Annotated in this window: 22 protein-coding genes; 7 read left to right on the forward strand and 15 right to left on the reverse strand. The window is 45.7% G+C overall.

What is annotated here, in order from left to right; translation table 11 throughout:
• Positions 1-179 precede the first annotated feature (179 nt).
• Positions 180-668 (reverse strand): NUDIX domain-containing protein, encoded by a 489-nt coding sequence (locus tag LDO37_RS12515; RefSeq protein WP_126607195.1) that lies wholly within the window; start codon positions 666-668, stop codon positions 180-182.
• Positions 668-1,594: a histone deacetylase family protein gene (locus LDO37_RS12520; protein ID WP_126607196.1), complete on the reverse strand. Its 927-nt coding sequence runs from the start codon at positions 1,592-1,594 to the stop codon at positions 668-670. The genes LDO37_RS12515 and LDO37_RS12520 overlap by 1 nt, the downstream gene beginning before the upstream one ends.
• 314 nt (positions 1,595-1,908) lie before the next feature.
• Between LDO37_RS12520 and LDO37_RS12525 the strand changes: the two genes are divergently transcribed.
• Complete coding sequence (locus tag LDO37_RS12525; protein ID WP_126607197.1) at positions 1,909-2,610, forward strand: SDR family oxidoreductase; 702 nt, start codon at positions 1,909-1,911, stop codon at positions 2,608-2,610.
• Between the two features lies 1 nt (position 2,611).
• Here the strand turns inward: LDO37_RS12525 and LDO37_RS12530 are convergent, their stop codons facing one another.
• The 8 genes from LDO37_RS12530 to accD all read right to left on the reverse strand — a co-directional run bounded on the left by LDO37_RS12530 (position 2,612) and on the right by accD (position 11,238).
• Positions 2,612-3,511 (reverse strand): LysR family transcriptional regulator, encoded by a 900-nt coding sequence (locus tag LDO37_RS12530; RefSeq protein ID WP_126607198.1) that lies wholly within the window; start codon positions 3,509-3,511, stop codon positions 2,612-2,614.
• A 4-nt stretch (positions 3,512-3,515) separates the two neighbouring features.
• Positions 3,516-4,721, reverse strand: a complete 1,206-nt coding sequence (locus LDO37_RS12535; RefSeq protein WP_126607199.1) for a M20 aminoacylase family protein — start codon at positions 4,719-4,721, stop codon at positions 3,516-3,518.
• A 2-nt stretch (positions 4,722-4,723) separates the two neighbouring features.
• Positions 4,724-5,617 carry a VOC family protein gene (locus LDO37_RS12540; protein WP_126607200.1) on the reverse strand — a complete coding sequence of 298 codons (894 nt, stop codon included), beginning with the start codon at positions 5,615-5,617 and terminating at the stop codon, positions 4,724-4,726.
• Entirely contained in the window at positions 5,617-6,381 is a 765-nt protein-coding gene (epsC, locus tag LDO37_RS12545; RefSeq protein WP_101112617.1) for a serine O-acetyltransferase EpsC, read from the reverse strand. Before epsC ends, LDO37_RS12540 begins: the two co-directional genes overlap by 1 nt.
• Positions 6,382-6,396: 15 nt before the next feature.
• Positions 6,397-7,935, reverse strand: coding sequence for an aldehyde dehydrogenase family protein (locus LDO37_RS12550; protein WP_126607201.1), 1,539 nt, complete (start codon positions 7,933-7,935; stop codon positions 6,397-6,399).
• Positions 7,932-8,849: an NAD(P)-dependent oxidoreductase gene (locus LDO37_RS12555; protein WP_126607202.1), complete on the reverse strand. Its 918-nt coding sequence runs from the start codon at positions 8,847-8,849 to the stop codon at positions 7,932-7,934. Before LDO37_RS12555 ends, LDO37_RS12550 begins: the two co-directional genes overlap by 4 nt.
• Before the next feature lie 222 nt (positions 8,850-9,071).
• Positions 9,072-10,205 carry a peptide-methionine (R)-S-oxide reductase MsrB gene (msrB, locus tag LDO37_RS12560; protein ID WP_224055226.1) on the reverse strand — a complete coding sequence of 378 codons (1,134 nt, stop codon included), beginning with the start codon at positions 10,203-10,205 and terminating at the stop codon, positions 9,072-9,074.
• 145 nt (positions 10,206-10,350) lie between these two features.
• The gene (accD, locus tag LDO37_RS12565; protein WP_126606565.1) at positions 10,351-11,238 is read right to left on the reverse strand and encodes an acetyl-CoA carboxylase, carboxyltransferase subunit beta; all 888 of its coding nucleotides are present in this window, start codon (positions 11,236-11,238) and stop codon (positions 10,351-10,353) included.
• A 141-nt stretch (positions 11,239-11,379) separates the two neighbouring features.
• Here accD and LDO37_RS12570 point away from each other — a divergent pair, with 141 nt between their 5' ends.
• The gene (locus LDO37_RS12570; RefSeq protein WP_126606566.1) at positions 11,380-12,276 is read left to right on the forward strand and encodes a LysR family transcriptional regulator; all 897 of its coding nucleotides are present in this window, start codon (positions 11,380-11,382) and stop codon (positions 12,274-12,276) included.
• Between the two features lie 23 nt (positions 12,277-12,299).
• Here the strand turns inward: LDO37_RS12570 and LDO37_RS12575 are convergent, their stop codons facing one another.
• From LDO37_RS12575 to LDO37_RS12585, 3 genes are all read right to left on the reverse strand, one after another.
• Complete coding sequence (locus tag LDO37_RS12575) at positions 12,300-14,279, reverse strand: DNA topoisomerase III (RefSeq protein ID WP_126606567.1); 1,980 nt, start codon at positions 14,277-14,279, stop codon at positions 12,300-12,302.
• 114 nt (positions 14,280-14,393) lie between these two features.
• Positions 14,394-14,942 carry an NAD(P)H nitroreductase gene (locus tag LDO37_RS12580; protein WP_126606568.1) on the reverse strand — a complete coding sequence of 183 codons (549 nt, stop codon included), beginning with the start codon at positions 14,940-14,942 and terminating at the stop codon, positions 14,394-14,396.
• Between the two features lie 82 nt (positions 14,943-15,024).
• Positions 15,025-17,028 (reverse strand): NADPH-dependent 2,4-dienoyl-CoA reductase, encoded by a 2,004-nt coding sequence (locus LDO37_RS12585; RefSeq protein ID WP_126606569.1) that lies wholly within the window; start codon positions 17,026-17,028, stop codon positions 15,025-15,027.
• Between the two features lie 170 nt (positions 17,029-17,198).
• Here LDO37_RS12585 and sppA point away from each other — a divergent pair, with 170 nt between their 5' ends.
• The gene (gene sppA / locus LDO37_RS12590) at positions 17,199-19,049 is read left to right on the forward strand and encodes a signal peptide peptidase SppA (protein ID WP_126606570.1); all 1,851 of its coding nucleotides are present in this window, start codon (positions 17,199-17,201) and stop codon (positions 19,047-19,049) included.
• Between the two features lie 282 nt (positions 19,050-19,331).
• Positions 19,332-20,345 carry an asparaginase gene (ansA, locus tag LDO37_RS12595; RefSeq protein WP_126606571.1) on the forward strand — a complete coding sequence of 338 codons (1,014 nt, stop codon included), beginning with the start codon at positions 19,332-19,334 and terminating at the stop codon, positions 20,343-20,345.
• 108 nt (positions 20,346-20,453) lie between these two features.
• Here the strand turns inward: ansA and LDO37_RS12600 are convergent, their stop codons facing one another.
• On the reverse strand, positions 20,454-20,738 hold the full coding sequence (locus tag LDO37_RS12600; protein WP_101112632.1) for a YeaC family protein: 285 nt from the start codon (positions 20,736-20,738) through the stop codon (positions 20,454-20,456).
• Between the two features lie 111 nt (positions 20,739-20,849).
• Here LDO37_RS12600 and LDO37_RS12605 point away from each other — a divergent pair, with 111 nt between their 5' ends.
• A complete protein-coding gene (locus LDO37_RS12605) occupies positions 20,850-21,680 on the forward strand; it encodes a DUF2989 domain-containing protein (protein ID WP_101112633.1) in 831 nt (276 codons plus the stop codon).
• 299 nt (positions 21,681-21,979) lie between these two features.
• Here the strand turns inward: LDO37_RS12605 and msrB (LDO37_RS12610) are convergent, their stop codons facing one another.
• Positions 21,980-22,435: a peptide-methionine (R)-S-oxide reductase MsrB gene (gene msrB / locus LDO37_RS12610; RefSeq protein ID WP_101112634.1), complete on the reverse strand. Its 456-nt coding sequence runs from the start codon at positions 22,433-22,435 to the stop codon at positions 21,980-21,982.
• Between the two features lie 302 nt (positions 22,436-22,737).
• Between msrB (LDO37_RS12610) and gap the strand changes: the two genes are divergently transcribed.
• Entirely contained in the window at positions 22,738-23,733 is a 996-nt protein-coding gene (gene gap / locus LDO37_RS12615; protein WP_101112635.1) for a type I glyceraldehyde-3-phosphate dehydrogenase, read from the forward strand.
• Between the two features lie 273 nt (positions 23,734-24,006).
• Complete coding sequence (locus LDO37_RS12620) at positions 24,007-24,894, forward strand: D-hexose-6-phosphate mutarotase (RefSeq protein ID WP_126609100.1); 888 nt, start codon at positions 24,007-24,009, stop codon at positions 24,892-24,894.
• Positions 24,895-25,105 lie beyond the last annotated feature (211 nt).

Genomic DNA, 25,105 nt, shown 5'->3' on the forward strand with positions numbered 1-25,105 from the left:
TCCTATACTTGTCCTTAAACTCTAAAAGCTTGGATTGCTTAACAGGAGTAGGAGTTTGTATTATTGAAAACAAGCCTTTGCGGTTTCTACCTTGCCATCTCTAATTATTACGTCAACAAAATGAAGCCTCACAATAGCGAGGCTTTGGTCTTTCAAATATCGATTTCTTGGGGTTTTATTTACGCCTCAAGCCAGTTCTTGGATTCGTTTTCCCCTTGAACATAGCTGCCAAGGTGAGTGCTGAAGCGTTTGTTGAGTGCGTCTTCTATCAGTGAGCTTTTTAATTCCGCTGGGTAAACTCTCAGGTTTTTTATGGTATCCAGCCTTACCCACTCGACATCTTGAATGTAATCCTGATCGTTAAGACCTATCAGGTTTTCCTTGCTTGGCTCTCCCTCATAACTCTCTATCAAGTAAAAAAACTCGGCGTGATATCGCAATGGGTGCTGCTCTTGAAACTCTCGCACACATATCAAATCGCCCACTTTCACTCGTAAGTTGGTCTCTTCTCGAAACTCTCTGCGCAACGCGTCTTTGGTGGTGGAATCTTCATTTTCCATTCCTCCACCGGGTGGGATCCAATACACCCCAGTGTGGTCTTTCACTCTCACCAAGAGAATTTTTTCATCCTCGATGAGAATACCTGCAGCTCGGATTCTGTGTTCCATCAATCATCCTTAAACACGTTAATGGCAGCTTGAATTAGCTGCCTGTGAATAGGTACCAAGTCCTGATGCTCGGTTCGGTAACCGCCGCCCACTACGGAGGCAATGGGAATACCGGCATTTTTTGCTATTGAAAACATATAGTGATCACGTTGATAAATGCCTTCTGTGCTCACCAATAAATAGCCTAGTTCATCATCGGTATGAATATCCACGCCTGCGTCATAAATGATCAAATCCGGCTGATGAATATTGATCGCCATCTCAACCACTTGCTTAAAACTTGAAAGAAATTCCTCGTCTCCGATTTCACGGGCAAGTGGTACATCCATATCCGATGTTGGCTTTCTGGCTGGGAAATTTTTATCACAGTGGAACGACAAAGTAATGATATCGCTTCTATCTTCACATAGGGTTGCGGTGCCATCACCGTGGTGAACGTCGGCATCAATAATCAAAACTTTATCAATGTGTTCGTGGCTCAGTGCTTCATGCGCAGCCAAAACCAAATCGTTGATAAGGCAAAAGCCACTGCCAAAATCTTTGTGCGCGTGATGGTATCCACCACTCAAATGCAGCGCGATACCGTGTTCAATCGCTTGCTTTGCCGTTTCTACCGTGCCCCCTGCGGAGGTTAGAGTTCGGGTGATCAGTTGTTCACTCCACGGAAACCCAATTCGTCGCATTTTTGCTGCGGGCATTTCGCCAGAAAACAGCAGCTGAATGTACGTTTCATCATGCACCGCCGCCACTTGGTCTGCGTTAAGCGCGCGTGGCTCCACAAACGCTAATGTCTCACGCCACTGCGCATCGTGTTCCAATGTTTGAACTACGTTTTTGTACAACCTGCGGTATTTGGTGATCGGGTATCGATGTTTCGGTGGAAGAGAGAGCTCTGAATAGATCGGGTGATAAATAACCGGAATCATTAATAAATCGTTGTGAAGATGTTTGGAAGAAGTATATACCTTAGCCCACTCTAGTTACTAGGTTCTGTGGACGCAAAACTTACGGTATACGCCTCTCCCTTTAGGGATAATAATTCTCATTTACAAGAAATAAAGAATCCACTATCGTCTACGTCTTGTCACTTTCTATGGAATGGATATGAACAAAAATCTGATGCTTATCTCAGGCACACTCTTTGGTGCGCTCGCTGCTATGATTTTATTCGCTTTGATTTGCTTTAGCAGTTGGCTTGCCGTTACTCTTCTTATTTCGTGAAAAACGTTGGAATAGACTCATGCCACATGTCGTTATCACAGGCGCAAACCGAGGAATTGGCCTAGCGCTCGTCAAACACTACTTACTCCAAAGCTGGACTGTTACAGCTACTTACCGTAACGCAAAGAATTCCGCAGAGCTTATCGAGCTTGCTCAAAATGAAGCGGCTCTAACGGCGGTTGAGCTCGATGTCACCGACTACCCTGCCGTGAATCAATTTGCCCAAAGCTCGTTTATCAAGAACGTAGGAAGCGTGGATTTGTTGATCAACAATGCGGGTTACTACGGTCCTAAAGGGTATGGGTTTGGCAATACCGATGTAGAAGAGTGGCGAAAGGTGTTCGAGATCAACAGTATTGCCCCACTTAAGTTGGTGGAAGCGTTCTTTGAGAATCTTAACTCTGGTCAGGGAAAAACCGTAGCATGCATTTCGTCTAAGGTGGGCAGCATGGCTGAAAATACCTCTGGCGGCGGCTATCTGTATCGCTCATCCAAAGCAGCGGTAAACTCTGTTGCGAAAAGCCTGCATAACGATCTTCATCCACATGGGTTCCATGTTGTTGCTCTTCACCCTGGTTGGGTGCAAACGGAAATGGGCGGACCAAATGCGCTTATTTCAACGGAAGAGTCTGCAAAGGGGCTTTACGAAGTTATCGAATCTATTGATGCAGAAAAAAGTGGTGGGTTCTACGACTACCAAGGTAATACGATTCCTTGGTGATTTACCCAAGCCAGCGTTTTAAGTGCTGAACCAATTTTTGCGGTCCTTCTGAGAGCTGGCGACCGAGCCGCGTAATTAAGTGCACCTCACCTTGCTGTAATATGGGGTGCGCGATGGGTATCGCAACCAACTGACCGTCGGCTACTTCTCTTGCCACCACAAACTCCGGCAACAAGGTTACCCCCATTCCAGAACGCACGAAGTGTTTAAGCACTGCAATTGAGTCGGTGGTTAGTTTGGGGTGAAATCGGATTCGTTGCTGAAATTCCGCCATACCAATTAACTGACGTACACCATAGTCCACATCCTGTAGACCTATTGGGTACTCAAGCAAAGTTTCTAAGGTGACGGGAGTATCCACCGTTGTCAGTGGATGATCGGGGGGAACAATAGCGCAAATGGGCTTAAGCACAATACTTTGGGAACGTATATTGGGGTGTTTGCTGGGGTGAAATAACAACCCAATATGCACTTCATCTTGCTCGACTTTGCGAATCACATCGTTCGAACCGCCCAAGGTGACGGAAAAGGTAAGCTCGGGATACTGAGCCTGAAATTGAGGTAAAGGCCCCGACATCAAATCGCCAATAAACCCTTCTCCAACGGCCAACTTTATATGGCCACTTTGCAAACCATGAAGCGACTCTAAACTGGTTAGGCACGCTTCTTGGTTTGATATGGATTCACGGTAATATTTTAGGACAATATCCCCAGCATCGGTTGTTGCAACGCCTTTGCGGTGGCGCTCTATCAGCACGCAGCCGAGCTCTTCTTCCAGCATCGAAATCTGACGGCTCACCGCAGAAGGAGCAACATTGAGCTTGTCTGCCGCGGCGCGAATCGTCCCTAACATCACGGCTTCATAAAAATACGCCACGCGCTTTTCGTTAATTGGGTTCAAACGGTTATTCCGGTTTCAACTGAGCGTGTACAAGCTCAACCCAATAGCTTGCCCCAAGCGAAAGGATGTCGTCATTAAAATCGTAATGTGGGTTGTGCAATTCTGCGCTTTCTTCGCCCACACCGTTACCTACCCATATGTACGCGCCTGGCTTTTCCTGCAACATAAAAGCAAAATCCTCAGCGCCCATGCTCGGTGCCATGCAGTGCTTCACGTTTTCTGCCCCGACCAAAGATTCTGCGACCTTTGAACACCTTTCGGCATACTCGGGCACATTGATGGTTGGTGGATACATACGGCGATAGTCGACTTTTCCATTCGCCCCATAGGCTTCACAAATGTGATGAACTTGAGTACGAATGCGGGATTCCAGTAGCTCTTGCACCTCGGGTGAGAAAGCTCGACAGGTGCCGGATAGCGTTACACTGTCGGGGATGACATTGTAGGCTTCGCCTCCTTGCATCTTAGTAATACTCACGACCCCAGACTCTAGCGAGCTAAGTGTACGTCCGACAATACTTTGTAGTGATGAGATAAGCTGGCCGGCAATCACCACAGGATCAACACCAAGGTGTGGCATCGCCGCATGACAGCCTTTACCGGTAATGGAGATATCGAATAAATCCATGGAAGCCATCACAGCGCTGTTATGGACGGCAAATTTTCCTTTTTCTAGCCCAGGCCAATTGTGCATGCCGTACACCGCATCCACGGGAAACTGTTCAAACAAGCCCTGTTCGACCATGGCTCGCCCCCCCGCTTCCCCTTCTTCTGCTGGCTGAAATATCAAAACGACCGTGCCCGCGAAGTCGCGGTTTTCAGATAAGTATTTCGCGGCACCGAGTAACATGGCTGTGTGTCCATCGTGACCGCAGGCATGCATTTTTCCTTTGTGCTTTGAGCAATAATCAACGTCATTGAGTTCGGTTAGGTTTAAAGCATCCATGTCTGCTCTTAGCCCTATTGCTTTTGATTCATTTACCCCTGAATCGTTCGCTTGTGAACTCGCTAGCTTCCCTTTTACTGTTGCAACAACCCCTGTTCCCGCTAAACCGCGGTGTACCTCAAGACCAAAGCTTTCTAGCAATGCCGCGACTTTTTCTGACGTTCTGTGTTCTTCGTACGCGGTTTCAGGGTGAGCGTGTATGTCACGCCTCCACGCCTGCATGTCTTGCTGTAAATCCTCTCCAATGGGCAATTCTGACTTCATATTTACTTCGCCTCTTCTGGGTAGATTTCAATGATTGTGTTGCCAGCGTAGTGGGCAGGAATTCTGACCCCGCCTTCTTCAGTTTGGACGTAATCCACCCCATTTTTGTTCAAATGTTTTTTCGCTTTATCCATCGAGGTGGTACTCACTCGAATCGCGACGCCGGTGGGGAGTTCTTGTTCATCGATGGGCAAATCGATACCAGAGAATCGAGCGCGTGCAAAGTCTGGAGACACGACTTCAAATATTCCTCTGTCGGTTTGCACCTTCAGGTAGCCTTCTTGTAAATCCGTGGCTGCTTCACCATAAATACCGCTGAACCGCGCTTCAAGATCACTTGGGTCATGCGCAATGTACGTTACGCAGGTAATGCCATTTGCGCCATTAGGGTGGTTCATCCAATCTTCTACCCACACCAGCTCTGGTTTGTGTTGGTGACAGAAGAAATGCGAAATAGAGGGCGTTTCAGAATTGATCAGCATGACCAATGAAACAACCGCTTCTTCTTCCGTGCCGTCGGGGCGATGCGCTACACGCCTAAAATCGACTATCCCGTTGTTCTCAACGCCACGTTCTTCCATCAATTGGTGATCTTGGCGAGCATCTTCACTGTGCAAGGCAACCAATGAGATCCCTTCACGTCTTTCTATCGAATTACTGATGAATCGACCAAACGCAAACCCGCGTTCGTTTTTCATATCCAACGTGCTTCGATCGTAAATGCTGATCACTTCAATGAAGTTTTCAGGGAACATCAACAAGTGGTTATCTGTTCCCCAAGGGTGGTGATGCCTGGGGTTGATGAAGAATCCTAGCCTAGCGAAATCTTCACAGGCTTTGTCCATGTCTTTGACAGCAACCAGCGGATGATCGATCCCTAGGTGATTGTTGCTCATTATTGGTTCCTTGGATGACCGATTGGCGTGGAGAACGAACTCGCTACCGTTGTATTGGGCTCAACAGGTTTTACAACTACCGCGCCACCTGCCACTTTGGCATTTTCGCCGACTTCGATGTTCCCAAATATCACCGCGCCTGCACCAATAAACGCGCCTTTTCGGATTTTAGGGTGCCTGTCTCCTTGGCCTTTACCTGTGCCACCCAAGGTGACGCTTTGGAATATGGTTACGTCGTCTTCAACTACCGCCGTTTCACCGATTACGATACCCACTGCGTGATCAAGAAAAATACCACTGCCGATTTTTGCGGCTGGGTGAATATCAATGCCAAATACGCTGGCCACTTTCGCTTGAATATAGAGCGCCATAGGCTGCATGTTGTTGTGCCAGCAGTAATGAGCAATTCGGTAGCACTGCAATGCTTGGTAACCACCAAAGTAGAGTAATGGCGTGGAGTGATCTTTGATGCTGGCGTTGCTTTCCAATTGGCACAGTAAATCTTGCATCGCCGACTGGGCGATATCACCCGAGCGCAACATCTGCTCACTCAGGAAGTCGTGCCACTTTTCTGCCCCGCTGTGCTCATCCTTGAGTTTTTCCGCCAACACTGAACAAAGTGCGTCATTAAAGCTGCGTCTTTCAAGAATATGTCTTTGATAAAAGCCCGCGAGCAATGGCATTTGCTGCATAACTTCGAACGCTTCTCCTTGAATGGATTGCCACAGGCGCGCTTTGTCTACTGTTCTTTGGTAATCGTACATTTGCTTGCTCCTTTGCTACTCCACCGAGTACCCGAATGCCATACTCGGTTCCTTTGCGGTTTCAACCCACACGCTTTTGGTCTGCGTGTATTCTTTTAATCCATCGTATCCGCTAGAACGTCCATACCCGCTCTCTCCGAACCCACCAAATGGCGACATCACATTGATTGCCTTATAACTGTTGACCCAAAAAGTGCCAGCGTTAACCTGCGATGCCATGCGGTGCGCGAGACCCACATCTTTTGTCCACACTGCCCCCGCTAAGCCAAACTTGCTGTCATTCGCGATGGTTACGGCCTGCTCTTCATCATCAAATGGAATAACAGAAACCACCGGACCAAATATCTCTTGCTGTGCGACGGACATATCATTGTTTACATTAGCTAAAATTGTCGGAGAATAAAAATATCCTTGCTCTCCGCCTGCAATTTTTGCGTGGTTGCCACCAGCGGCGACTTCCGCACCATCCGCCAACCCTGCCTGAACCAAGTTTTGGATGTGAGAAAACTGGGCCTGATTATTGATGGGACCGACCATGGTGCTTTCTTCCCACGGCAACCCTTGCGTGATTTTCTTCGTGGCGGATGCCAGCCTTTCTACCACTTGCTCATAAATGCCTTTTTGCACCAATAAACGTGAGCCAGACACACAGCTTTGCCCTGCGGCGGAAAATACTGCCGCTTGCGCCCCTATTACTGCGCGGTCGATGTCAGCATCGTTAAACACAATATTGGCAGACTTGCCCCCAAGTTCTAATACGCAAGGAATCACTCGCTGGGCCGCGGCAGAAGCAATAATACTGCCCGTATTGGGTGAACCAACAAACACCACTTTCTTCGTCGCGTTGTGCGCTATCGCGGCTGCGCCCGTTGTGCGCCCCAACCCATTAATAACGTTCACTAACCCTTTGGGAATGCCTGCACTTTCAATTAACTTCACGAGAACCGTTGTGCTTAATGGCGTTAACTCGCTCGGTTTTATTAGGACCGCATTTCCTGCACATATCGCAGGGGCGATCTGCCAACCGCCGGTAAAGATGGGGGCATTCCAAGGGGTAATTTGAGTCACAACGCCATAGGGTTCATGACGCGTATAGTTTAAATGGCTGGTCGGAACCGGAATCACGTCGCCCGTTAGCTTGTCGCACCAACCTGCATAGTACTCAAACATTTCAGCGACTTTCGCCACCTCAACACGGCAGTCTCGAATTGGTTTTCCTGCTGATATCGATTCTAACCAAGCAAGATCGTCTGCTGATTGTCGAATGGCATCGCCACATTTCCACATGGCTCGCGCTCTTTCTGGTGCTGTTGTTTTCCACCAGTTTTTTTGCGCCGCAACCGCGGCTTCAGCGGCTTGATCGACTAACGATTCTCCTGCGTCTTTATAGCTAAGAAAACGTCCTGCTGTGGCTGGGTTGGTTAAAAAAAGTTCTTCTCCATCGCCTTCAACTAGACGACCATTTACCCAACTTCCGAACCTGGTTGAGCCTAAGAACGAGTTCAACAATGATTCAACTTGCTGTTCGCCATGGTTTTCGACATTCACTTTCATGAGTTTGCCTCCTTGCGCACGTAATCGACAATGCGATTAAAGTCTTCTGACCCTAAAACGGTGAATTGACTGTCTGACCAAATCTGAGTGACATCTTCCGATACTGGAAGCGAAAGCTGGCACTCTTCTATTAATTGTTTGGCTAACCCTAAATCTTTTCGCATCAACTGAGCGGTGAAACCGGAATCGAAGCTTTCATTCAGAACCCATCTTGGGAAATTCACCTCGCTGATCGCACTTCTTCCTGAGCCGGCATTAAGCCCATCAATCAGAAGTTCCGGATCCAACCCCGCTTTCACACCCAAGGTAATGGCTTCTGCCGTGGTAACTAAATGGGCAGCACACAAGAGGTTATTCACCAGCTTGGCGACATGCCCACTACCCGATTTGCCAAGGTGCACCGTTTTTGCGCTCAAAGCGTCTAGATATGGCGTTGCTCTTTCAAGTGCTTCTGGCTCACCTCCCACCAAAATCACCATGGTCCCCGCAGAAGCGCCTGCCGCACCGCCACTGAGTGGGCAGTCCAGCATTTGATGCCCAAGCCTGTTAAGTTTTTCGGCTAAACAGCGGGTAACATCGGGCTCCGATGTGGTGGTGTCCATAATTAATGTGTTGGGTTTGGCGTGCTCGATAATGCCGCCTTCCCCTTCAATAACGGATTGCACGTGTTTTGCTGTGGGTAGAGAGAGAAGAATGTTATCGACCGAAAGGCAAAGGGATTCGGTATCCGGTACTACCGTAACACCTAAAGCTTTAGCGGCTTCCTGTTGCTCAAAAGAAGGGTCCAGCCCATAAACGGTAAACCCTTCGCGAAGGAGTGTCATCGCCATGCCATGCCCCATACTGCCTAACCCGACAATACCGATGGCTTGCTGCGCTTTCGTATTTTGATTTTTCGTCTGCTGATCTTTCATTTCGTCACATTCCATTAACACTCAATAGAGTCATAGTAGACAAAGATAAGAAAGTGAAGAATGACAACAAAGAGACTTTATTGTTCTAATTTTGGCAACGTGGGATTGTGTGGATCTGGAAGGCTGTTATAAATGAGGGATAGGTAAAAAGTAAGAGGCGTCGTTAGCGCCTCTTTTGGATTAGGTATGTTGGTCTTAGCTTTAGAAAAAACTCAGTGCTGTTTACGCCTCAAACAAATACAGGTAGTCGCCGTAACCTTGGCTATCCATTTGCTCTACAGGAACAAACTTCATCGCTGCTGAGTTCATGCAGTAACGCAGACCGGTTGGCTTGGGCCCATCTGTAAACACATGACCGAGATGAGAGTCGCCAAACTTACTGCGAATCTCGGTTCTTGGGAACACCAGTTTAAAATCGGTTCTCTCAACCACATAGCTCGTGCTAATAGGCTTGGTAAAACTTGGCCAGCCCGTACCCGATTTGTACTTATCTGTGGACGAAAACAGCGGCTCACCCGTGACTATATCGACATAAATACCCGCTTCTTTGTTGTCCCAATACTTGTTGTTGAATGGACGTTCTGTACCGTCTTCTTGCGTCACGTAATATTGAAGATCTGTGAGTTTTGCTTTAATTTGCTCATCCGCAGGTTTCTCATACACCTTCGCTGAGGGGGTAGTTTTCGCGTCGATCAATTGGCGCAACGTTTTCGGATTCTTTTTACGATCATCACCAAACACTTCATCTAGGTACTGATCGCGACCAGAAGCAAAGCGGTAGTAGTTGTATTTCAGGCTACTCTTTTTGTAGTAATCCTGATGGTAGGCTTCTGCTGGATAAAACGTGTCAAACTCGATCAATTCGGTTTTCAACGGTTTCGGGAAAATCATCGCCTTATCAATTTCCATCATAAATTGCTCGGCAATCTGTTTTTGCTCCGCATTGTGATAGAACACAGCAGGACGGTAATGTGCACCGCGATCGACGAATGACCCTTTGTTGTCTGTCGGGTCGATATGGCGGAAAAAGTGGTCCAACACTTCTTCATAGCTAACCACATTAGAATCGAACGTCACGCTTATCACTTCGATATGACCCGTTTCGCCAGAAGCAACTTGGCGATAGGTTGGGTTTTCTAGATCTCCTCCAGAATATCCAGACACCACATCCAGCACGCCTGGCAGTTTTTCTAAATCAGATTCGGTACACCAAAAGCACCCACCGGCGAGCGTTGTTATTTCTGATTTACCCGATGCAGCTTTGGTTTCCATTGTATCTGCTGTTCCAGTTTGACTGAGCAAGAAGAACATCACAGGAACAGAGAATCCCACTAATAGTTTCGAGACTGTATTCATAACTTCCTTAACGTCATTTTTATCAATGGAGTTACATAAGAAGACAGGCGTAATCACAAAAAAGTTACAGCGATAATGAAAATTTCTCTCCCTCTTAGAATCGACAGGCGGAGTCTCCTAACCGTACCTATGACCGTTCCTTCGGTTAACGATTTGATTTCACCGTTATATTTCCATTAATCGTATTTTTGTTGGTCAGCTTCGCCAATAACCCACCCACTTTACTACGTATTTCTCGTCTATCTACGATCATATCTAACGCGCCATGTTCCAATAAAAACTCGCTTCGCTGAAATTCATCTGGAAGTTTTTCGCGAACCGTCTGCTCAATGACTCGTCGCCCAGCAAATCCAATTCGGGCCTTAGGTTCGCCGATATTTATGTCACCAAGCATCGCTAGACTTGCCGATACGCCACCAAAGGTTTGGTCTGTTAGTACCGAAATATAAGGCAATCCCGCATCAGATAAACGCTTTAGGGCAGCACTCGTTTTGGACATTTGCATTAGGGACATTAAAGATTCCTGCATGCGGGCACCTCCACAAGCAGAAAAACACACCAGCCCACATTCTGCATCAATAGCGGCCTCCACTGATCTAACGAAACGAGCACCCACCACCGATCCCATGGAGCCGACCATAAAAGAATATTCAAAAGCGCAAGCCACCACTGGTAACCCAAAAAGTTCACCTTTCATAGCAACTAAGGCATCTTTTTCACCCGTGCTTTTTTGAGCAAGCGTCAATCGCTCTTGATAGCGCTTTAAATCTTTAAAACCGAGAAGATCTTTTGGCTGGAGTTCACTCGCAATTTCACATCGATCTCCTTGGTCCAAAAAGACATCTAACCTACGTCGTGCCGCCATTCTCATGTGATAATCGCATTTAGGGCAGACCTCTAGGTTTTCCGCTACCGCAGCGCGATAGAGCGTGTGTTCACACGAAGGGCATTGGGTCCAGACCCCATCCGGAATTGTGGATTTTCGTGTTCTGATTATGTTCTTTGTATCTAACAGCTTTTCTAACCAACTCATTGGGCAACCTTATTCAAATACCATACCTATCTGTGAGCACTCTCCAGATAAACCTTTCATGGTATTGCATTGTATAAGCCTACTTTTGGTAATAAAGTGGCGTAAATAGGATTCATAATCCAACAATATGGGACAGTTAGAATGCTAGAGAAGATTGATCAGGTATGGCTCAAGAGCTTTCATTGTGTCTATGAAAACAACAGTTTTAAAAGAGCTTCTGAATTTCTCGACTTACCGACCTCCAACGTGAGTCGCCATGTTGCATTATTGGAAGAGAAGCTAAGCACACGACTTTTCGATAGAACGACGCGCAAGATAGCCCCAACGGAAGCCGGCGAGCAGCTTTACACTCGCACACAACCACTGCTCAATAAACTCAATGATGCGCTTGAAGACATCACTCAACACACGAGTGAAGCCATGGGACAACTTAGGATTCTGATGCCCGACTCTCCTACATTAGCTGAGGCTGTTGTGTCTTTCTGTTCTCAGTACCCTTCCATTTCCTTGTGTTGCGATACCAGCATTCACCCGAAAGAGGATTTGCTGGATGGGTTTGACGTTGTTTTGAGTTTCCACCGCGGGAAACTTGCCGACAGCAATTGGATTGCAAAAGAGATTAAACGCTGGCCAAGTGTGGTGGTGGCAGCACCGAAACTCATTCAAGCTCACCCTTCCCCTTTTCGGATTACCGATTTAAATCATGTACCTTGTATTAGCAGTTTCTCCGTTTTGAATGGCACACCTTGGATCTTCAAAAATAAAAAAGGCGAACTTATCACACAGAAAGTGAACTCTTCATTTAGGGTAAACAGTGGGCATCTTGCTAAATCAGGGGCATTGGCTGGTCTTGGGTTTGCCATACTTCCAACGGAATTTTGCTGTGATGAAATCAATTCAGGTCTTCTCAATACCATTGAACTTGAATATGAACCTGAAGATTTGGTTCTGTATGCGTTTTATGCCTCTAGAAAACATTTGGCAAAGAAAACCGCCATGTTTATTGAACATCTATTGCGGCAATCAAAAGCGGGTTAACGGAATTTTCTTGTTGAGTTTGACTAACTCTTTTTGGTGGAAGTTCCGCGCTTTCTCGTAGTCCCTGACTTTTTCGCTGTGCTTTTTCCAGTGCTGCGGCGCTTTTTGTAGGCTGGTCGCTCTACTTTGGGTAAGTGCCTGAGCGATTCTGGAACAGGACCAAGTTTTACTGTTTCCATTAAACCCGTAATTTTGGATTCCAATGCTTGCATAAAAGGTTGGTAGGCTTGGTTGCGCTCTGCCATACCTTGAAGTTGATGCTCCCAATTGGCGGTCATGTCTGGGTAGGTGGACTCGTTCGGCAGAGCATGAATCAAACCTCTACCGGCCGGAGAACTTAAAATAGATTTGCCTTGGCGGGTAAGCAATTGGCGCTTGAATAGAGTGTCTAGAATGCCAGCTCGTGTGGCTTCTGTTCCTAACCCATCGGTTTCACGTAGGATTTTTTTGAGCTCTTTGTCTTCCACAAATCGGGAAATACCCGTCATGGCTTGAAGTAATGTGGCTTCGGTGAAATGCTTGGGCGGTTCTGTTTTTCTGTCTTTTATTTCACCTTCACGGCAAGTAAGTACCGTTCCTTCTGGTAAGGGAGGAACTGTATCGACACCTTCTTCTTTCTCTGCTTTGTCTTTCCCCATCAGTATTTTCCATCCTGGATCAATCAACTGCTTACCAGACGCAACAAATGTTCCACCAGCGATATCAAAGATCAGCTTAGCTTCTGCAAATACGGCTGGTGGGTAGAATTGCATAAGATACTGACGGGCAATCTGTTGGTAAATCTTCATTTCATTACCAGAAAGCCCGTTTACCGATGCTTTTTTGGGTGTTGGAATGATGGCATGGTGGGCATCGACTTTGCTGTCGTTCCACGCTTTTGATTTACGGGACAAGTCTGCACCTTGAACCGCCTGAGCAAGCTCTTTAGCGTTATTGCTAATAGCATCGGTTACCGACGCAGCTTGCCCAAAATGCTCCACCGGTAAATATCGGCTATCTGAACGTGGGTAGGTAATCAGTTTGTGTTTTTCATACAGCGATTGGCAAACATTCAGCACATCTTGCGCACTCATACCAAAACGTTTTGCAGCATCGATTTGTAATGCGGAAAGTGAATACGGGAGCGGCGCGGCTTGCTTGGTTTGTTTTTGTTCCGACTTCGTTACCGTAGCAGGCTGATTAGCGATACGTGAGGCGACGTTCTCTACCAGTTTTCGGTTGAGTACTCTGCCCTCTTCATCTTGCCAAGGCTTACAGGCTTCGCTCGGTTTCCAGCGAGCACGAATATCAAAGCTGCTATTTTGATCTTGGTAAGGGATCAGCGCATGAAGGGTAAAATAGTCTCGCGGGACAAAATTCTCGATTTCTTCGTCTCGACGAACCACCAAACCCAGCACAGGGGTTTGAACACGCCCTACCGATAATACGCCTTGATAACCGGCTTTTTGACCAAGCAAGGTATACGCCCGCGACATGTTCATGCCATACAGCCAATCGGCACGGGAACGAGCGAGCGCCGATACAGAAAGAGGAATGAAATCACGGTTACTGCGAAGCTGAGAAAGTGCACGCTTGACCGCAGGTAAGTTTAAGTCACTGATCAGCAACCTTTCCATGTTCTCTTTTTTGCCTTTGGGGACTTTGCAGTAATCAATCACTTCGTCCACCAGCAGTTGCCCTTCACGATCTGGGTCGCCAGCATGAACAAGGTGGCTACTTTCTTTTAATAGCTTACGGATCACCGTGAGCTGTTTGCTTGACGTCTTACGAGGTCTGAGCTGCCATTGGTCTGGAACAATTGGCAGGTCATTCATGTTCCATTTTTTGTAACGTTCATCGTAGACATCGGGCTCCACCTGTTCCAACAAGTGACCGATACACCAAGTAACGATGTCACCATTCCCACAACGAATAAAACCATTTTCGTTTTTTTGAGGCTTGGGTAGAGCTGCAGCAATCGCGCGCCCTAAGCTGGGTTTTTCGGCAATGATGAGTCGAGACATAAATGTGAAAAGATTCAGATAAAACAAAAGCCACATTATCTAATGTGGCTTTCAGAATGCAAGAAAAACTGTTTTTTTATACAGTCGTTTGGTGTTAATACCGAATCTAGGTCGCTATAGAAATTCGATAAATTGGCTTAAATCACGCTCTGGCACTTTCATTGGCGTGCAGCCCGGAGTACCCACGTAAAGGAAGCCGACGATTTCGTCTTTGCCTTCTAAGCCAAATGCTTCGTGTACCTTCGGGTGGAACATCCAGGCTCCTGAGCGCCAAAACGCTTGGAAACCTTGCGCGACAGCGGCCATTTGCATGGCTTGAACAGCACATCCGGCAGAAAGGTATTGTTCCAGTGCGGGCACTTTTTCGTGCTCAGTAACTTTGGCGATAACGGTAATCACCATAGGGGCACGAAAAGGGGCGTTTTTCAGTTTTTCTATCACCGCTTCTTCACTGTTTTCCGCTTCAGCGGCTGATACCAAAATATCTGCAAGCTTTGCCAACCCTTCACCTTGTGAAATCACAAAACGCCAAGGGGTTAACCCAGCATGGTCAGGGGCGCGAAGCCCAGCTTTGATGATATTTTGAAGTGCTTCCCCTTCTGGCGCGGGCGCCGAAAGCTTAGCGATTGAACGACGATTCAATAAAAGGTCTAACGCTTCCATTTGAAGTCCTTGTTTGTTTTTTTCAAATGTAGCATAAACCTACTCAAATTTAGCCCCCGTTTTTCAGGGGCTATTTCTGTGTTTACAGTGCTACCGCTAACTTCACACCTTGGCGAATAGCTCGAACGGCATCCAGCTCGCCTGCATGATCGGCTCCACCAATAATATGGAGCTTGTCACCAAGCTTGCTCCAATCTGACTCAAATGGCCTTACTGATTCTTGCCCTGCGCAAACCACTACCGTATCGGCATCTAACAGCTTTTCATCACCTTGATGCTCTATGTACAAGCCTTTTCCGTTAAGTCGCTGGTATTGAACACCACCGATTAAATTCACGCCACGCTTTTCTAACGTGCGCTTGTGGATCCAGCCCGTTGTTTTGCCTGGCCCTTTCCCTACTCGTCCATTTCGACGCTGCAACACCCAAACGGTTTTGTCGCTGACAGAGTCGGGGTAAGGGTATAGACCGCCAGGGTGATCAATGTTCTTATCGATGCCCCATTCATGCAGCCAGTCATCCAAGTCATGACCATTTGGTTCCGTTAACATGGTGGCGACATCAATCCCGATACCACCTGCGCCAATAATGGCAACTTTCTCTCCTACTGCTGTCTTATCACGGATCAGTGTCTGGTAATCCACCACTTTCTCGGCATTATCGAAGCCCTCAATATTCACTTCACGAGGAGCCACCCCAGAAGCCATCACCACTTCATCGTACCCCTCCAACATGTCAAAGGTGACTTCTGTTTCCAGTTTAAGGTTAACGCCTGTGGTATCAATGCGATTAGCAAAGTAGCGGATGGTTTCACGAAACTCTTCTTTACCCGGGATTTGCATGGCTAAGCGGAATTGACCACCAATACGATCATTGCGTTCATATAAATCCACATCGTGGCCGCGCTCTGAAGCCGTGGTCGCAAATGACAACCCAGCAGGTCCTGCGCCAACAACAGCAATCTTTTTCTTCTTCACTGCAGGCTGAACCACAATTTCCGATTCGTAACACGCTCTAGGGTTAACAAGGCAGCTTGCTCGTTTGCCTTTGAACACGTTATCCAAACACGCTTGATTACAGCCAATACAGGTATTAATAAGGTGGCTTTGCTGTGCTTCAGCTTTATTGACGAAGTCAGGATCGGCTAAGAAAGGGCGCGCCATCGATACCATGTCTGCCTGGCCAGAGGCTATGATCTTCTCGGCTTCATCCGGTGTATTGATTCGGTTGCACGTGATAACCGGAACATTAAGGTGCGGCTTCACTTTTTCCGTTACCCATGCAAAAGCACTGCGCGGAACTTGTGTTGCGATAGTCGGAACTCGCGCTTCATGCCAACCAATACCGGTATTGATGATGGTGACTCCAGCTTTTTCCAGCTCTTTAGCCAGCAAGACGACTTCTTCAAACGTGCTGCCTTCTTCCACCAAATCCAACATAGATAAACGGAATATGATGATGAATTCTTTACCCACTTTTTCGCGGATTGCTTTTACCGTTTCAATCGGAAAGCGCATGCGATTTTCATAGGCTCCGCCCCATTCGTCATAACGCATGTTGGTACGTTTACAAATGAACTGGTTGATCAAGTACCCTTCCGAACCCATGATTTCGATGCCATCATACCCCGCTTCTTGCGCGAGGGAGGCAGAATTGGCGAATGCACCAATGGTTTTTCGGATCTGACGCCCACTCATTTCACTGGGTGTGAACTTTGCGATTGGGGCTCTGATTTCTGATGCGCTTTGAGAAAAAGGATGCATGGCATATCTACCCGCATGCAGTAATTGAAGCGCAATTTTCCCACCGTTTTCATGCACGGCATCGGTGACAACTTTATGGGCTTGAGCATGTTTACGTTTACTAAACTCAGCACTGAACGGATGCAGCCTTCCCCGTAAATTTGGTGAAAAACCGCCTGTTACTATTAGCCCCACTCCCCCCTTCGCGCGCTCTGCATAAAAAGCAGCAAGTTTGTGTAGACCTTGCTTATCTTCTTCTAAACCGGTGTGCATGGAACCCATTAATACCCGGTTGCGTAACTGGGTAAAACCCAAGTCCAGCGGCGAAAGTAAATTAGAATACATAGGGAGAGCTCACTTTAATTTTATAGTAATGGTATGACCACTCTAAAAGCCAGAAAACAAAAAATCAAACACCTGTTTACATTTTTACAACAACGATCAATCTTCTGTGTTTTTCTTCGCTAAGATCACGTAGGATGGAGCGATTAGCTAAGTACTTGTATTGGAAAGACATGAAAAAGATATTTCGAGTTATAGGATTGATTTTTAAGTGGATATGGAAAGCGATTTCTTTCCTACGTGTTGCCATCATCAACCTATTCTTTTTATTTTCTTTAGCGATCATCTATTTCGTTTACACCCAAGCCGATACCACTGCACCTGTTGTGCAAGAAAAATCGGCGCTTGTCATGAATTTGTCCGGTCCGATAGTGGAGCAAAGCAGCTACGTTGCTCCTATGGATTCTTTCACTGGATCGTTACTCGGCAGTGAACTGCCAAAAGAGAACGTTTTGTTTGATATTGTCGAAGCGATTAGACACGCGCAAAACGACGACAACGTGACGGGTTTGGTTTTAGCGCTGCGTGAAATGCCAGAAACCAATCTGACCAAACTTCGCTACATTGCTAAAGCGCTGAACGAATTTAAAACCTCTGGCAAACCTGTTTATGCCATTGGTGACTTTTACAACCAAAGCCAGTATTACTTGGCCAGTTACGCTGATAAAGTCTACTTGGCACCAGATGGTGCAGTACTGATGCAAGGCTATGGCGCATACAATCTTTACTACAAAGACATGTTAGAAAAGCTGGATGTTAATACGCACGTGTTCCGAGTCGGCACCTACAAATCTGCGATTGAGCCATTCACTCGTAACGACATGTCTGAGGAAGCCAAAGAGTCGGCGTCTCGCTGGCTGACACAACTTTGGGATGCGTTCATTCATGATGTTGCACTAAACCGCCAAATTGAAGCCTCCACGCTTGCGCCTAGTGAAGATGACATGTTGAAGTTGCTCAACGAAGCTAAAGGCGATTTAGCACAGCTTTCCAAAAACATTGGCTTAGTTGATGAACTGGCGACCAGACAGCAAGTCAGAAAAGCATTGGTTGAAGAGTTTGGTAGTAATGGCAACGACAGCTTTAATCACATCGGATACTACGAATACCTGGCAACAATGACTCCGAAGTTGAATTTTGCTGCTGACGACGTCGGCGTAATTGTGGCCAGTGGCGCGATTATGGATGGTTTCCAACCTCGTGGAACGGTGGGCGGTGATACGATTGCATCACTGATGCGCGACGCAAGAATTGACGACAAAATTAAAGCTGTTGTACTTCGAGTGGATAGCCCAGGCGGCAGTGCGTTTGCTTCTGAAGTCATTCGTAACGAAGTACAAGCTTTGCGTAATGCTGGAAAGCCCGTCGTTGTATCTATGTCAAGCTTGGCGGCTTCTGGTGGCTACTGGATTTCGATGAGTGCCGACAAAATCGTTGCACAACCGACTACCCTTACTGGCTCCATTGGCATATTCAGCGTGATTACAACGTTTGAGAAAGGCCTGAACAACCTTGGTATTTATAACGATGGTATCGGCACTTCTCCTTTCTCTGGTATTGGCGTTACACGCGGGCTAACTCCTGCAGCATCGGAAGCGATTCAACTGGGTATTGAGCACGGCTACCAGCGCTTTATTGGTCTCGTTGGCGAAAACCGCGATATGAGTATTTCAGACGTTGATAAAGTCGCCCAAGGGCGTGTTTGGACAGCGAAAGATGCTATGGAATTCGGGTTAGTCGACCAAATGGGCGACTTTGATGATGCCGTTAAGCTGGCTGCTGAATTGGCAGAACTGGATTCATACAACATTTACTGGGTAGAAGAGCCTCTATCTTCAACCGAACAGATCATTCAGGAGTTGATGCAAAATATCTCTGTGAAGCTAGGCATCGATATGAATAGCGTGTTACCTCAATCGCTACAGCCTGTTGCCAACCAACTTAAGCAAGACCTAAGTGTGATGCAGAGCTTTAACGATCCTAAAGGGCACTATGCATTTTGCTTAAATTGCCAAGTTCAATAGTTCTGACACTTAAACGTTAGCAACAACCTTTTAAATAGACGCTTCGGCGTCTATTTTTTTATGCTGCTAAACTTATCTGTAAACACAACTTATCCATAAACAAACTCAAACTTTGAAACCGTTTAGATAAGCTCGTCTTGTTCAGTGAAGGGGGCTTTATTATCGCAATTACACTTTTGTTAATTGGGATGCACTCTTCCAGTATTTCCTTCTGGGGTTTTGAGCAGAATTCGCTATAATCCCGCCATAATTACAACGTGTAACGAATAGAAACATAGCCCTATGCAAAAAAAACACATATACATCGCTTATACTGGCGGCACTATTGGAATGCAAAAATCTGATCAAGGTTACATTCCAGTTGCTGGGTTTATGGAAAAACAACTTCAAAGCATGCCAGAATTTCATCGCTCTGAAATGCCCGATTACACCATTCACGAATACGATCCACTCATCGATTCATCCGATATGACGCCTATGGATTGGCAGCAAATCGCTGATGACATTCGTGACAACTATAACAACTACGATGGTTTCGTTATTCTTCATGGCACCGACACCATGGCTTATACTGCTTCGGCGCTTTCGTTTATGCTTGAAAACCTTGGTAAGCCAGTCATCGTTACGGGGTCGCAAATCCCTCTAGCAGAGCTGAGATCCGATGGGCAAGCCAATCTACTTAATGCATTACACATCGCGGCGAATTACCCGATTAATGAAGTCACGCTATTTTTCAATAACCAGTTGATGAGGGGAAATCGCAGTACCAAATCGCATGCTGATGGGTTTAATGCGTTTACGTCCCCTAACCTGCCAGCTCTGCTGGAAGCGGGTATTAACATTCAAGTAAGTAATTACATTGAAGTGGATAAAAAGCCTGCAGGCGATTTTAAAGTGCATAGCATTACCCCCCAGCCAATAGGTGTCATTACTATGTACCCTGGCATTTCACACGAGGTCATTCGAAATACGCTGCGCCAACCTGTGAACGCAATGATTCTTCTGACCTTTGGTGTCGGAAATGCTCCACAAAATCCTGAGCTATTGGGTCATCTCAAAGAAGCCTCTGAACGCGGTGTAATTGTCGTGAACCTAACGCAATGTCTCGCTGGCAAGGTAAACATGGGAGGCTATGCCACAGGGTGTGCTTTAGCAGAAGCTGGTGTTATCAGCGGGTACGATATGACGCCAGAGGCAGCACTTGCTAAATTGCACTACTTGCTGAGTCAAAACCTCGGCTACGAAGAGATAAAAAGCCAAATGCAAAAAATCCTGCGTGGTGAAATGAGCCTGTAGAATGATGCATTTCTCACTACGAGAAATATTGATCATTAGAAAAAACAAGAGAGGAGGCAATTGCCTCCTCTCTTTGTATTTGACGTTCTTTATCGATGTGCTGTTGATTTATTCTTTATCAATTTTGATTCGAGCAATCTCTTCTTCGCCTTTAGAAAATTCTTTCTTCAGCTCAACTTTGGATTTGAACTCAATTTCACCGCCCGCTGCAACAGACATATGCTGCGCTTCAGTATTGTGCTTGGATTGATACAGCATAACGGCTTGCATACAAGAGTCTCGCTGCTCTTGGTTTAACGGAGTACCATCCGGCCACTTACCCGTTTCTACAGCATAATTTAAGCGCTCGTACACCTCTGGGGTCATTGCTTCAATAAGTTGCTCTACATTCACTTTCTTTCCTAATTTTAAGTAAATAGGTTTTGAATAAGACCATATCCGGCTACTATGCTTAGTCAAGTAATGGACAACAAATTAGAGCATTAGATCACAAGCGGGATGCCAATGATAAAAACTCGACTTCTTATTTGTATCGCTTCTGTAGCAACGCTTTCTGGATGTTTTGAAGCTCATCAAAACACAGGGGAATTGTGTGAAGCAAATCCGACACTTAGGTGTGAAAAACTCAACATGCGCGACGGGCAATGTCGCATACCAAGAACAAATCTCATCTGGCACCGATATGACGCGCTGAGAAACAATAACGTTGACAAGATACTGAAAGAATTTGAGATCTTACATGAATATCAACAATGTCTTGAGTTAGCGGCTCAGATACAACCCATAGACCAAAGTGATCTTAAAGAACGTCGATTCAATGCGCTGGTTCATACCTATGATGAACAGAAACGCATATTAAACGACTTAAAGTCGTCAACCGATCCTTACGCGTTGTACTTCCGCTGGACACAAGGCGATGATGACGCCCAACGTGAGTTCTTGCAATTGGAAGGAACGGAGAAACTCAATACCGCCAAACTTCAATATGCGTTAGCTACCTACTACGCGAACCGAGATCGCAATAAGACACTCATTCTTCTTGAAAATGCCTTAACGCTCACCAAAAAAGGTGAGCTAAATAACGAGGTGATTAAGTCATTAGCCAGTACTAATCAATCGCTCGGGAACTTGGAATACGCATATATTTGGGCAATGGTAGGCAAAGAGTTTGAGCTACCTATTGCCTCAGATAGAAACCTTAGAAGAATGTATCCATACCCAGAGGAAAAGCTAGATAAGCTAAACGACTTGGCTGATGATGTGGCTGATTCCGTCAAAAGTGGGCTTTACAAACCGTCTTTGATTCCGGAAATAGACACACTCAGAAAATGGTAAAGACCATACCCAAGTGACCTCAAGATGCAGGATTCAGAGCCTCATATTCTGTTTCAGTTCAAGGAAGAGAACGCAGCGGAATGATAAGTCCTTTCCTAGTTCTTTGACGATGAAATAGGACAGAATATGGGCTCCCAAGGGCGAGGTTTAACTGCCCTTCATACTGCGTTACCGATTCTTGATTTAGACCCACTAAATCTTCAAATCGGTGTCTTGTCTGAAAAACAGTTAATTCTCGCTGAATCAAGCATCTTGAGGTTACTTGGGTATATGTGAAATTAATTTTCAAAGGTGATGTGTTACACGTCACCTTTTTTCGTATTGTTGAAAATTAACGACACTGAGTTAACACAAAACCGTTCGCCAGTGGTTTTAGGACCATCAGGAAAAACGTGACCCAAATGGCTATCACACGCTGAACAACGGATTTCGACCCTCTTCATTCCGTGACTCAGATCCTCAATATAACGAACTGCAGCCTCGTTAATCGGTGCATCAAAACTTGGCCAGCCACACCCAGAATCGTACTTGTTTTCCGAGTGAAAAAGAGGGGTATGACAACAGGTGCACTGATATTCGCCGCTTTGTTTATTATGAAGTAATTTTCCAGAAAAAGGAGCTTCTGTTCCGTGTGCCCTACAAACACGATATTCTTCGTCAGTTAGTTGTTCTTTCCACTCTTTTTCCGTTTTTTCAACTGGTTGCGCCTTTTGGTTCACGTTTATATTCCTCCATTTTTTTTGTTTTTTATTCATTTTATTAAACAAAGTCTTGCCTAAGACTGGGGTTGTAGCACATACTTCTTAACCGAAATATGACTTGTGCGTCATTTTTGACACACAGATATTGACTGAATACTTCTACGCATGATTGTTGGCGTTAGATCCACCCAGTCATGTGTAAAAAATATACATTTGCAAAGATATGTTAAAAAAAGCATCGCTTTTTTTTGACTTTAGACAAGTTAACCTTGATTATCTGTTGCAGATTTTTACTGGATTCTGTAATTTTACTACCAGTTATCTTTAATCAGAAATTAAGTTGTGGAGCAACTATAATGACTATCAAAGTAGGTATTAACGGTTTTGGCCGTATCGGTCGTTTCGTATTCCGCGCTGCTCAAGAGCGTGCAGACATCGAAGTAGTAGGTATCAATGACCTTATCGACGTAGAGTACATGGCTTACATGCTTAAGTACGACTCAACTCACGGTCGTTTCAACGGTACTGTTGAAGTTGAAGGCGGAAACCTAATCGTTAACGGCAAAACTGTACGTGTAACTGCTGAGCGTAACCCTGAAGATCTTAAGTGGGATGCAATCGGTGTAGACGTAGTTGCTGAAGCAACTGGTCTTTTCCTAACTGACGAGACTGCACGTAAGCACATCACTGCGGGCGCGAAGAAAGTTGTTCTAACTGGTCCTTCTAAAGACGCAACTCCAATGTTCGTTATGGGTGTTAACCAAGACACTTACGCAGGCCAAGACATCGTTTCTAACGCTTCTTGTACTACTAACTGTCTAGCGCCTATCGCTAAAGTTCTAAACGACAACTTCGGTATCGTTTCTGGTCTTATGACTACAGTACACGCAACTACTGCTACTCAGAAGACTGTTGACGGTCCTTCTGCTAAAGACTGGCGTGGTGGTCGTGGTGCTTCTCAGAACATCATCCCATCATCAACTGGTGCAGCTAAAGCTGTAGGCGTTGTTCTTCCAGAACTAAACGGCAAACTAACTGGTATGGCTTTCCGCGTACCAACTGCTAACGTTTCTGTAGTTGACCTAACTGTTAACCTAGAGAAAGGCGCTTCATACGAGCAAATCTGTGCAACTATGAAAGAAGCTTCTGAAGGTCCTCTAAAGGGCGTTCTAGGTTACACTGAAGACCAAGTTGTTTCTCAAGACTTCATTGGCGAAGTTCAAACTTCAGTATTCGATGCTAAAGCTGGTATCGCACTAACTGAAAACTTCGTTAAAGTTGTATCTTGGTACGACAACGAAATCGGTTACTCAAACAAAGTTCTTGACCTAGTTGCTCACATCTCTAAGTAAGCATTAGTAAAAGACTTTCTTTGATGAAAGATTAAAAAAGGCGACCATTGTGTCGCCTTTTTGTTTATCTGCAGATCAACAAAATTAGATTAACACCAATCAAAGTAAGTAAGTGTTCATAAATAGCGAAGGAAAAACGCTTGAGAACAAGGCAAAAAATTTCGATAAGTAGTTATTCTACAATCAAATTTTTTAACGCAGTTATCGAGTGTTTTAACAAGCTAGAATGAGTGATTACTTACTACGATTGGTATAACACATCAGGATAAGAAGATGGAACTAAAAACTCTCCCTGCTCTGACCGTACTTTCAGATAACGTCACAATCGTAGAATATGAAGGTCTTAAAATAGTTCGAGTGATGCATGAAAAAGCTACCGCGGGTATTTCACTTCATGGCGGACACGTTGTTTCTTTCAAACCAACGGGTCAAGAAGACCTTATTTGGATGAGTAAAGAAGCGAATTTTGATGGGAAAGCTGCACTACGTGGTGGTGTACCGGTTTGTTGGCCATGGTTTGGCCGTATTGCCGCACCAGCACATGGCTTTGCACGTACTAGCCTGTGGGAATTGGTTGAACATAGAGAAAATGCCGAAGGTGTTATTGTTAGTCTTGGCTTGAAAACAAGCAACGAAACACTCGCGGTGTGGAACCATCAGTTTGAAGCCATTTTGAATGTAGAAATCTCGGACGATCTTACTATTACGTTGGATGTAAAAAACACAGATACATCTGAATGGACATTCTCCGGTGCTCTTCATACTTACCTCAATGTTGGCAACATCCACGATACAGAAACAACAGGAATGGGGTCAGAATTCATTGACGGGTTAAACGGCAATCAAGTGACTCAAGGTGGTAGCACACTGACACTCACTGAAAGTATTGATCGTGTTTACACTCAGCCTGAAGGACAAATTAAAGTCGCTGACGCATCCCTAAATCGCTCATTAGTTGTTGAAAATAAAGGTCACAATTCCGCCGTACTTTGGAATCCATGGAAAGACGGAGCGGAAGGTATGGGAGACATGCAAGACGATGGCTATCTAACCATGCTTTGTGTGGAATCAACTCTTCATGCCCCTACTATTGAGGAAGGAAAGACATTACAGCCAGGTGAAAGTCATCAGCTTGTTACCAAGCTCTCTTACAACGCTTAAACGTTAACAGACCTTTCAAAGCCATTGTTGGGCACTGAAGTGCGCGTTTAAGTTCGGCCAGAAAATTCCAACTGGCCACAATTCAATTGGCATATTTTCAAGCGGCTAACTCATTAGCCGCTGTTTACATCTTTTTACACATTCAACTCCCAAATAACTTACTCTATTAGTATTTGTTAATCTTTAGTTCGCATCATTACTGATATGATTC

It is taken from the genome of Vibrio penaeicida, assembly GCF_019977755.1.
In the GTDB taxonomy this organism is placed as follows: Bacteria; Pseudomonadota; Gammaproteobacteria; order Enterobacterales; family Vibrionaceae; genus Vibrio; species Vibrio penaeicida.

What these genes read in the sequence shown, in the direction of transcription:
- LDO37_RS12515 (WP_126607195.1), bottom strand. Translation starts at nt 668, where the DNA reads ATGGAACACAGAATCCGAGCTGCAGGTATTCTCATCGAGGATGAAAAA.
- LDO37_RS12520 (WP_126607196.1), bottom strand. Translation starts at nt 1,594, where the DNA reads ATGATTCCGGTTATTTATCACCCGATCTATTCAGAGCTCTCTCTTCCA.
- LDO37_RS12525 (WP_126607197.1), top strand. Translation starts at nt 1,909, where the DNA reads ATGCCACATGTCGTTATCACAGGCGCAAACCGAGGAATTGGCCTAGCG.
- LDO37_RS12535 (WP_126607199.1), bottom strand. Translation starts at nt 4,721, where the DNA reads ATGAAGTCAGAATTGCCCATTGGAGAGGATTTACAGCAAGACATGCAG.
- LDO37_RS12540 (WP_126607200.1), bottom strand. Translation starts at nt 5,617, where the DNA reads ATGAGCAACAATCACCTAGGGATCGATCATCCGCTGGTTGCTGTCAAA.
- epsC (WP_101112617.1), bottom strand. Translation starts at nt 6,381, where the DNA reads ATGTACGATTACCAAAGAACAGTAGACAAAGCGCGCCTGTGGCAATCC.
- LDO37_RS12550 (WP_126607201.1), bottom strand. Translation starts at nt 7,935, where the DNA reads ATGAAAGTGAATGTCGAAAACCATGGCGAACAGCAAGTTGAATCATTG.
- LDO37_RS12555 (WP_126607202.1), bottom strand. Translation starts at nt 8,849, where the DNA reads ATGAAAGATCAGCAGACGAAAAATCAAAATACGAAAGCGCAGCAAGCC.
- msrB (WP_224055226.1), bottom strand. Translation starts at nt 10,205, where the DNA reads ATGAATACAGTCTCGAAACTATTAGTGGGATTCTCTGTTCCTGTGATG.
- accD (WP_126606565.1), bottom strand. Translation starts at nt 11,238, where the DNA reads ATGAGTTGGTTAGAAAAGCTGTTAGATACAAAGAACATAATCAGAACA.
- LDO37_RS12570 (WP_126606566.1), top strand. Translation starts at nt 11,380, where the DNA reads ATGCTAGAGAAGATTGATCAGGTATGGCTCAAGAGCTTTCATTGTGTC.
- LDO37_RS12575 (WP_126606567.1), bottom strand. Translation starts at nt 14,279, where the DNA reads ATGTCTCGACTCATCATTGCCGAAAAACCCAGCTTAGGGCGCGCGATT.
- LDO37_RS12580 (WP_126606568.1), bottom strand. Translation starts at nt 14,942, where the DNA reads ATGGAAGCGTTAGACCTTTTATTGAATCGTCGTTCAATCGCTAAGCTT.
- LDO37_RS12585 (WP_126606569.1), bottom strand. Translation starts at nt 17,028, where the DNA reads ATGTATTCTAATTTACTTTCGCCGCTGGACTTGGGTTTTACCCAGTTA.
- sppA (WP_126606570.1), top strand. Translation starts at nt 17,199, where the DNA reads ATGAAAAAGATATTTCGAGTTATAGGATTGATTTTTAAGTGGATATGG.
- ansA (WP_126606571.1), top strand. Translation starts at nt 19,332, where the DNA reads ATGCAAAAAAAACACATATACATCGCTTATACTGGCGGCACTATTGGA.
- LDO37_RS12605 (WP_101112633.1), top strand. Translation starts at nt 20,850, where the DNA reads ATGATAAAAACTCGACTTCTTATTTGTATCGCTTCTGTAGCAACGCTT.
- msrB (WP_101112634.1), bottom strand. Translation starts at nt 22,435, where the DNA reads ATGAATAAAAAACAAAAAAAATGGAGGAATATAAACGTGAACCAAAAG.
- gap (WP_101112635.1), top strand. Translation starts at nt 22,738, where the DNA reads ATGACTATCAAAGTAGGTATTAACGGTTTTGGCCGTATCGGTCGTTTC.
- LDO37_RS12620 (WP_126609100.1), top strand. Translation starts at nt 24,007, where the DNA reads ATGGAACTAAAAACTCTCCCTGCTCTGACCGTACTTTCAGATAACGTC.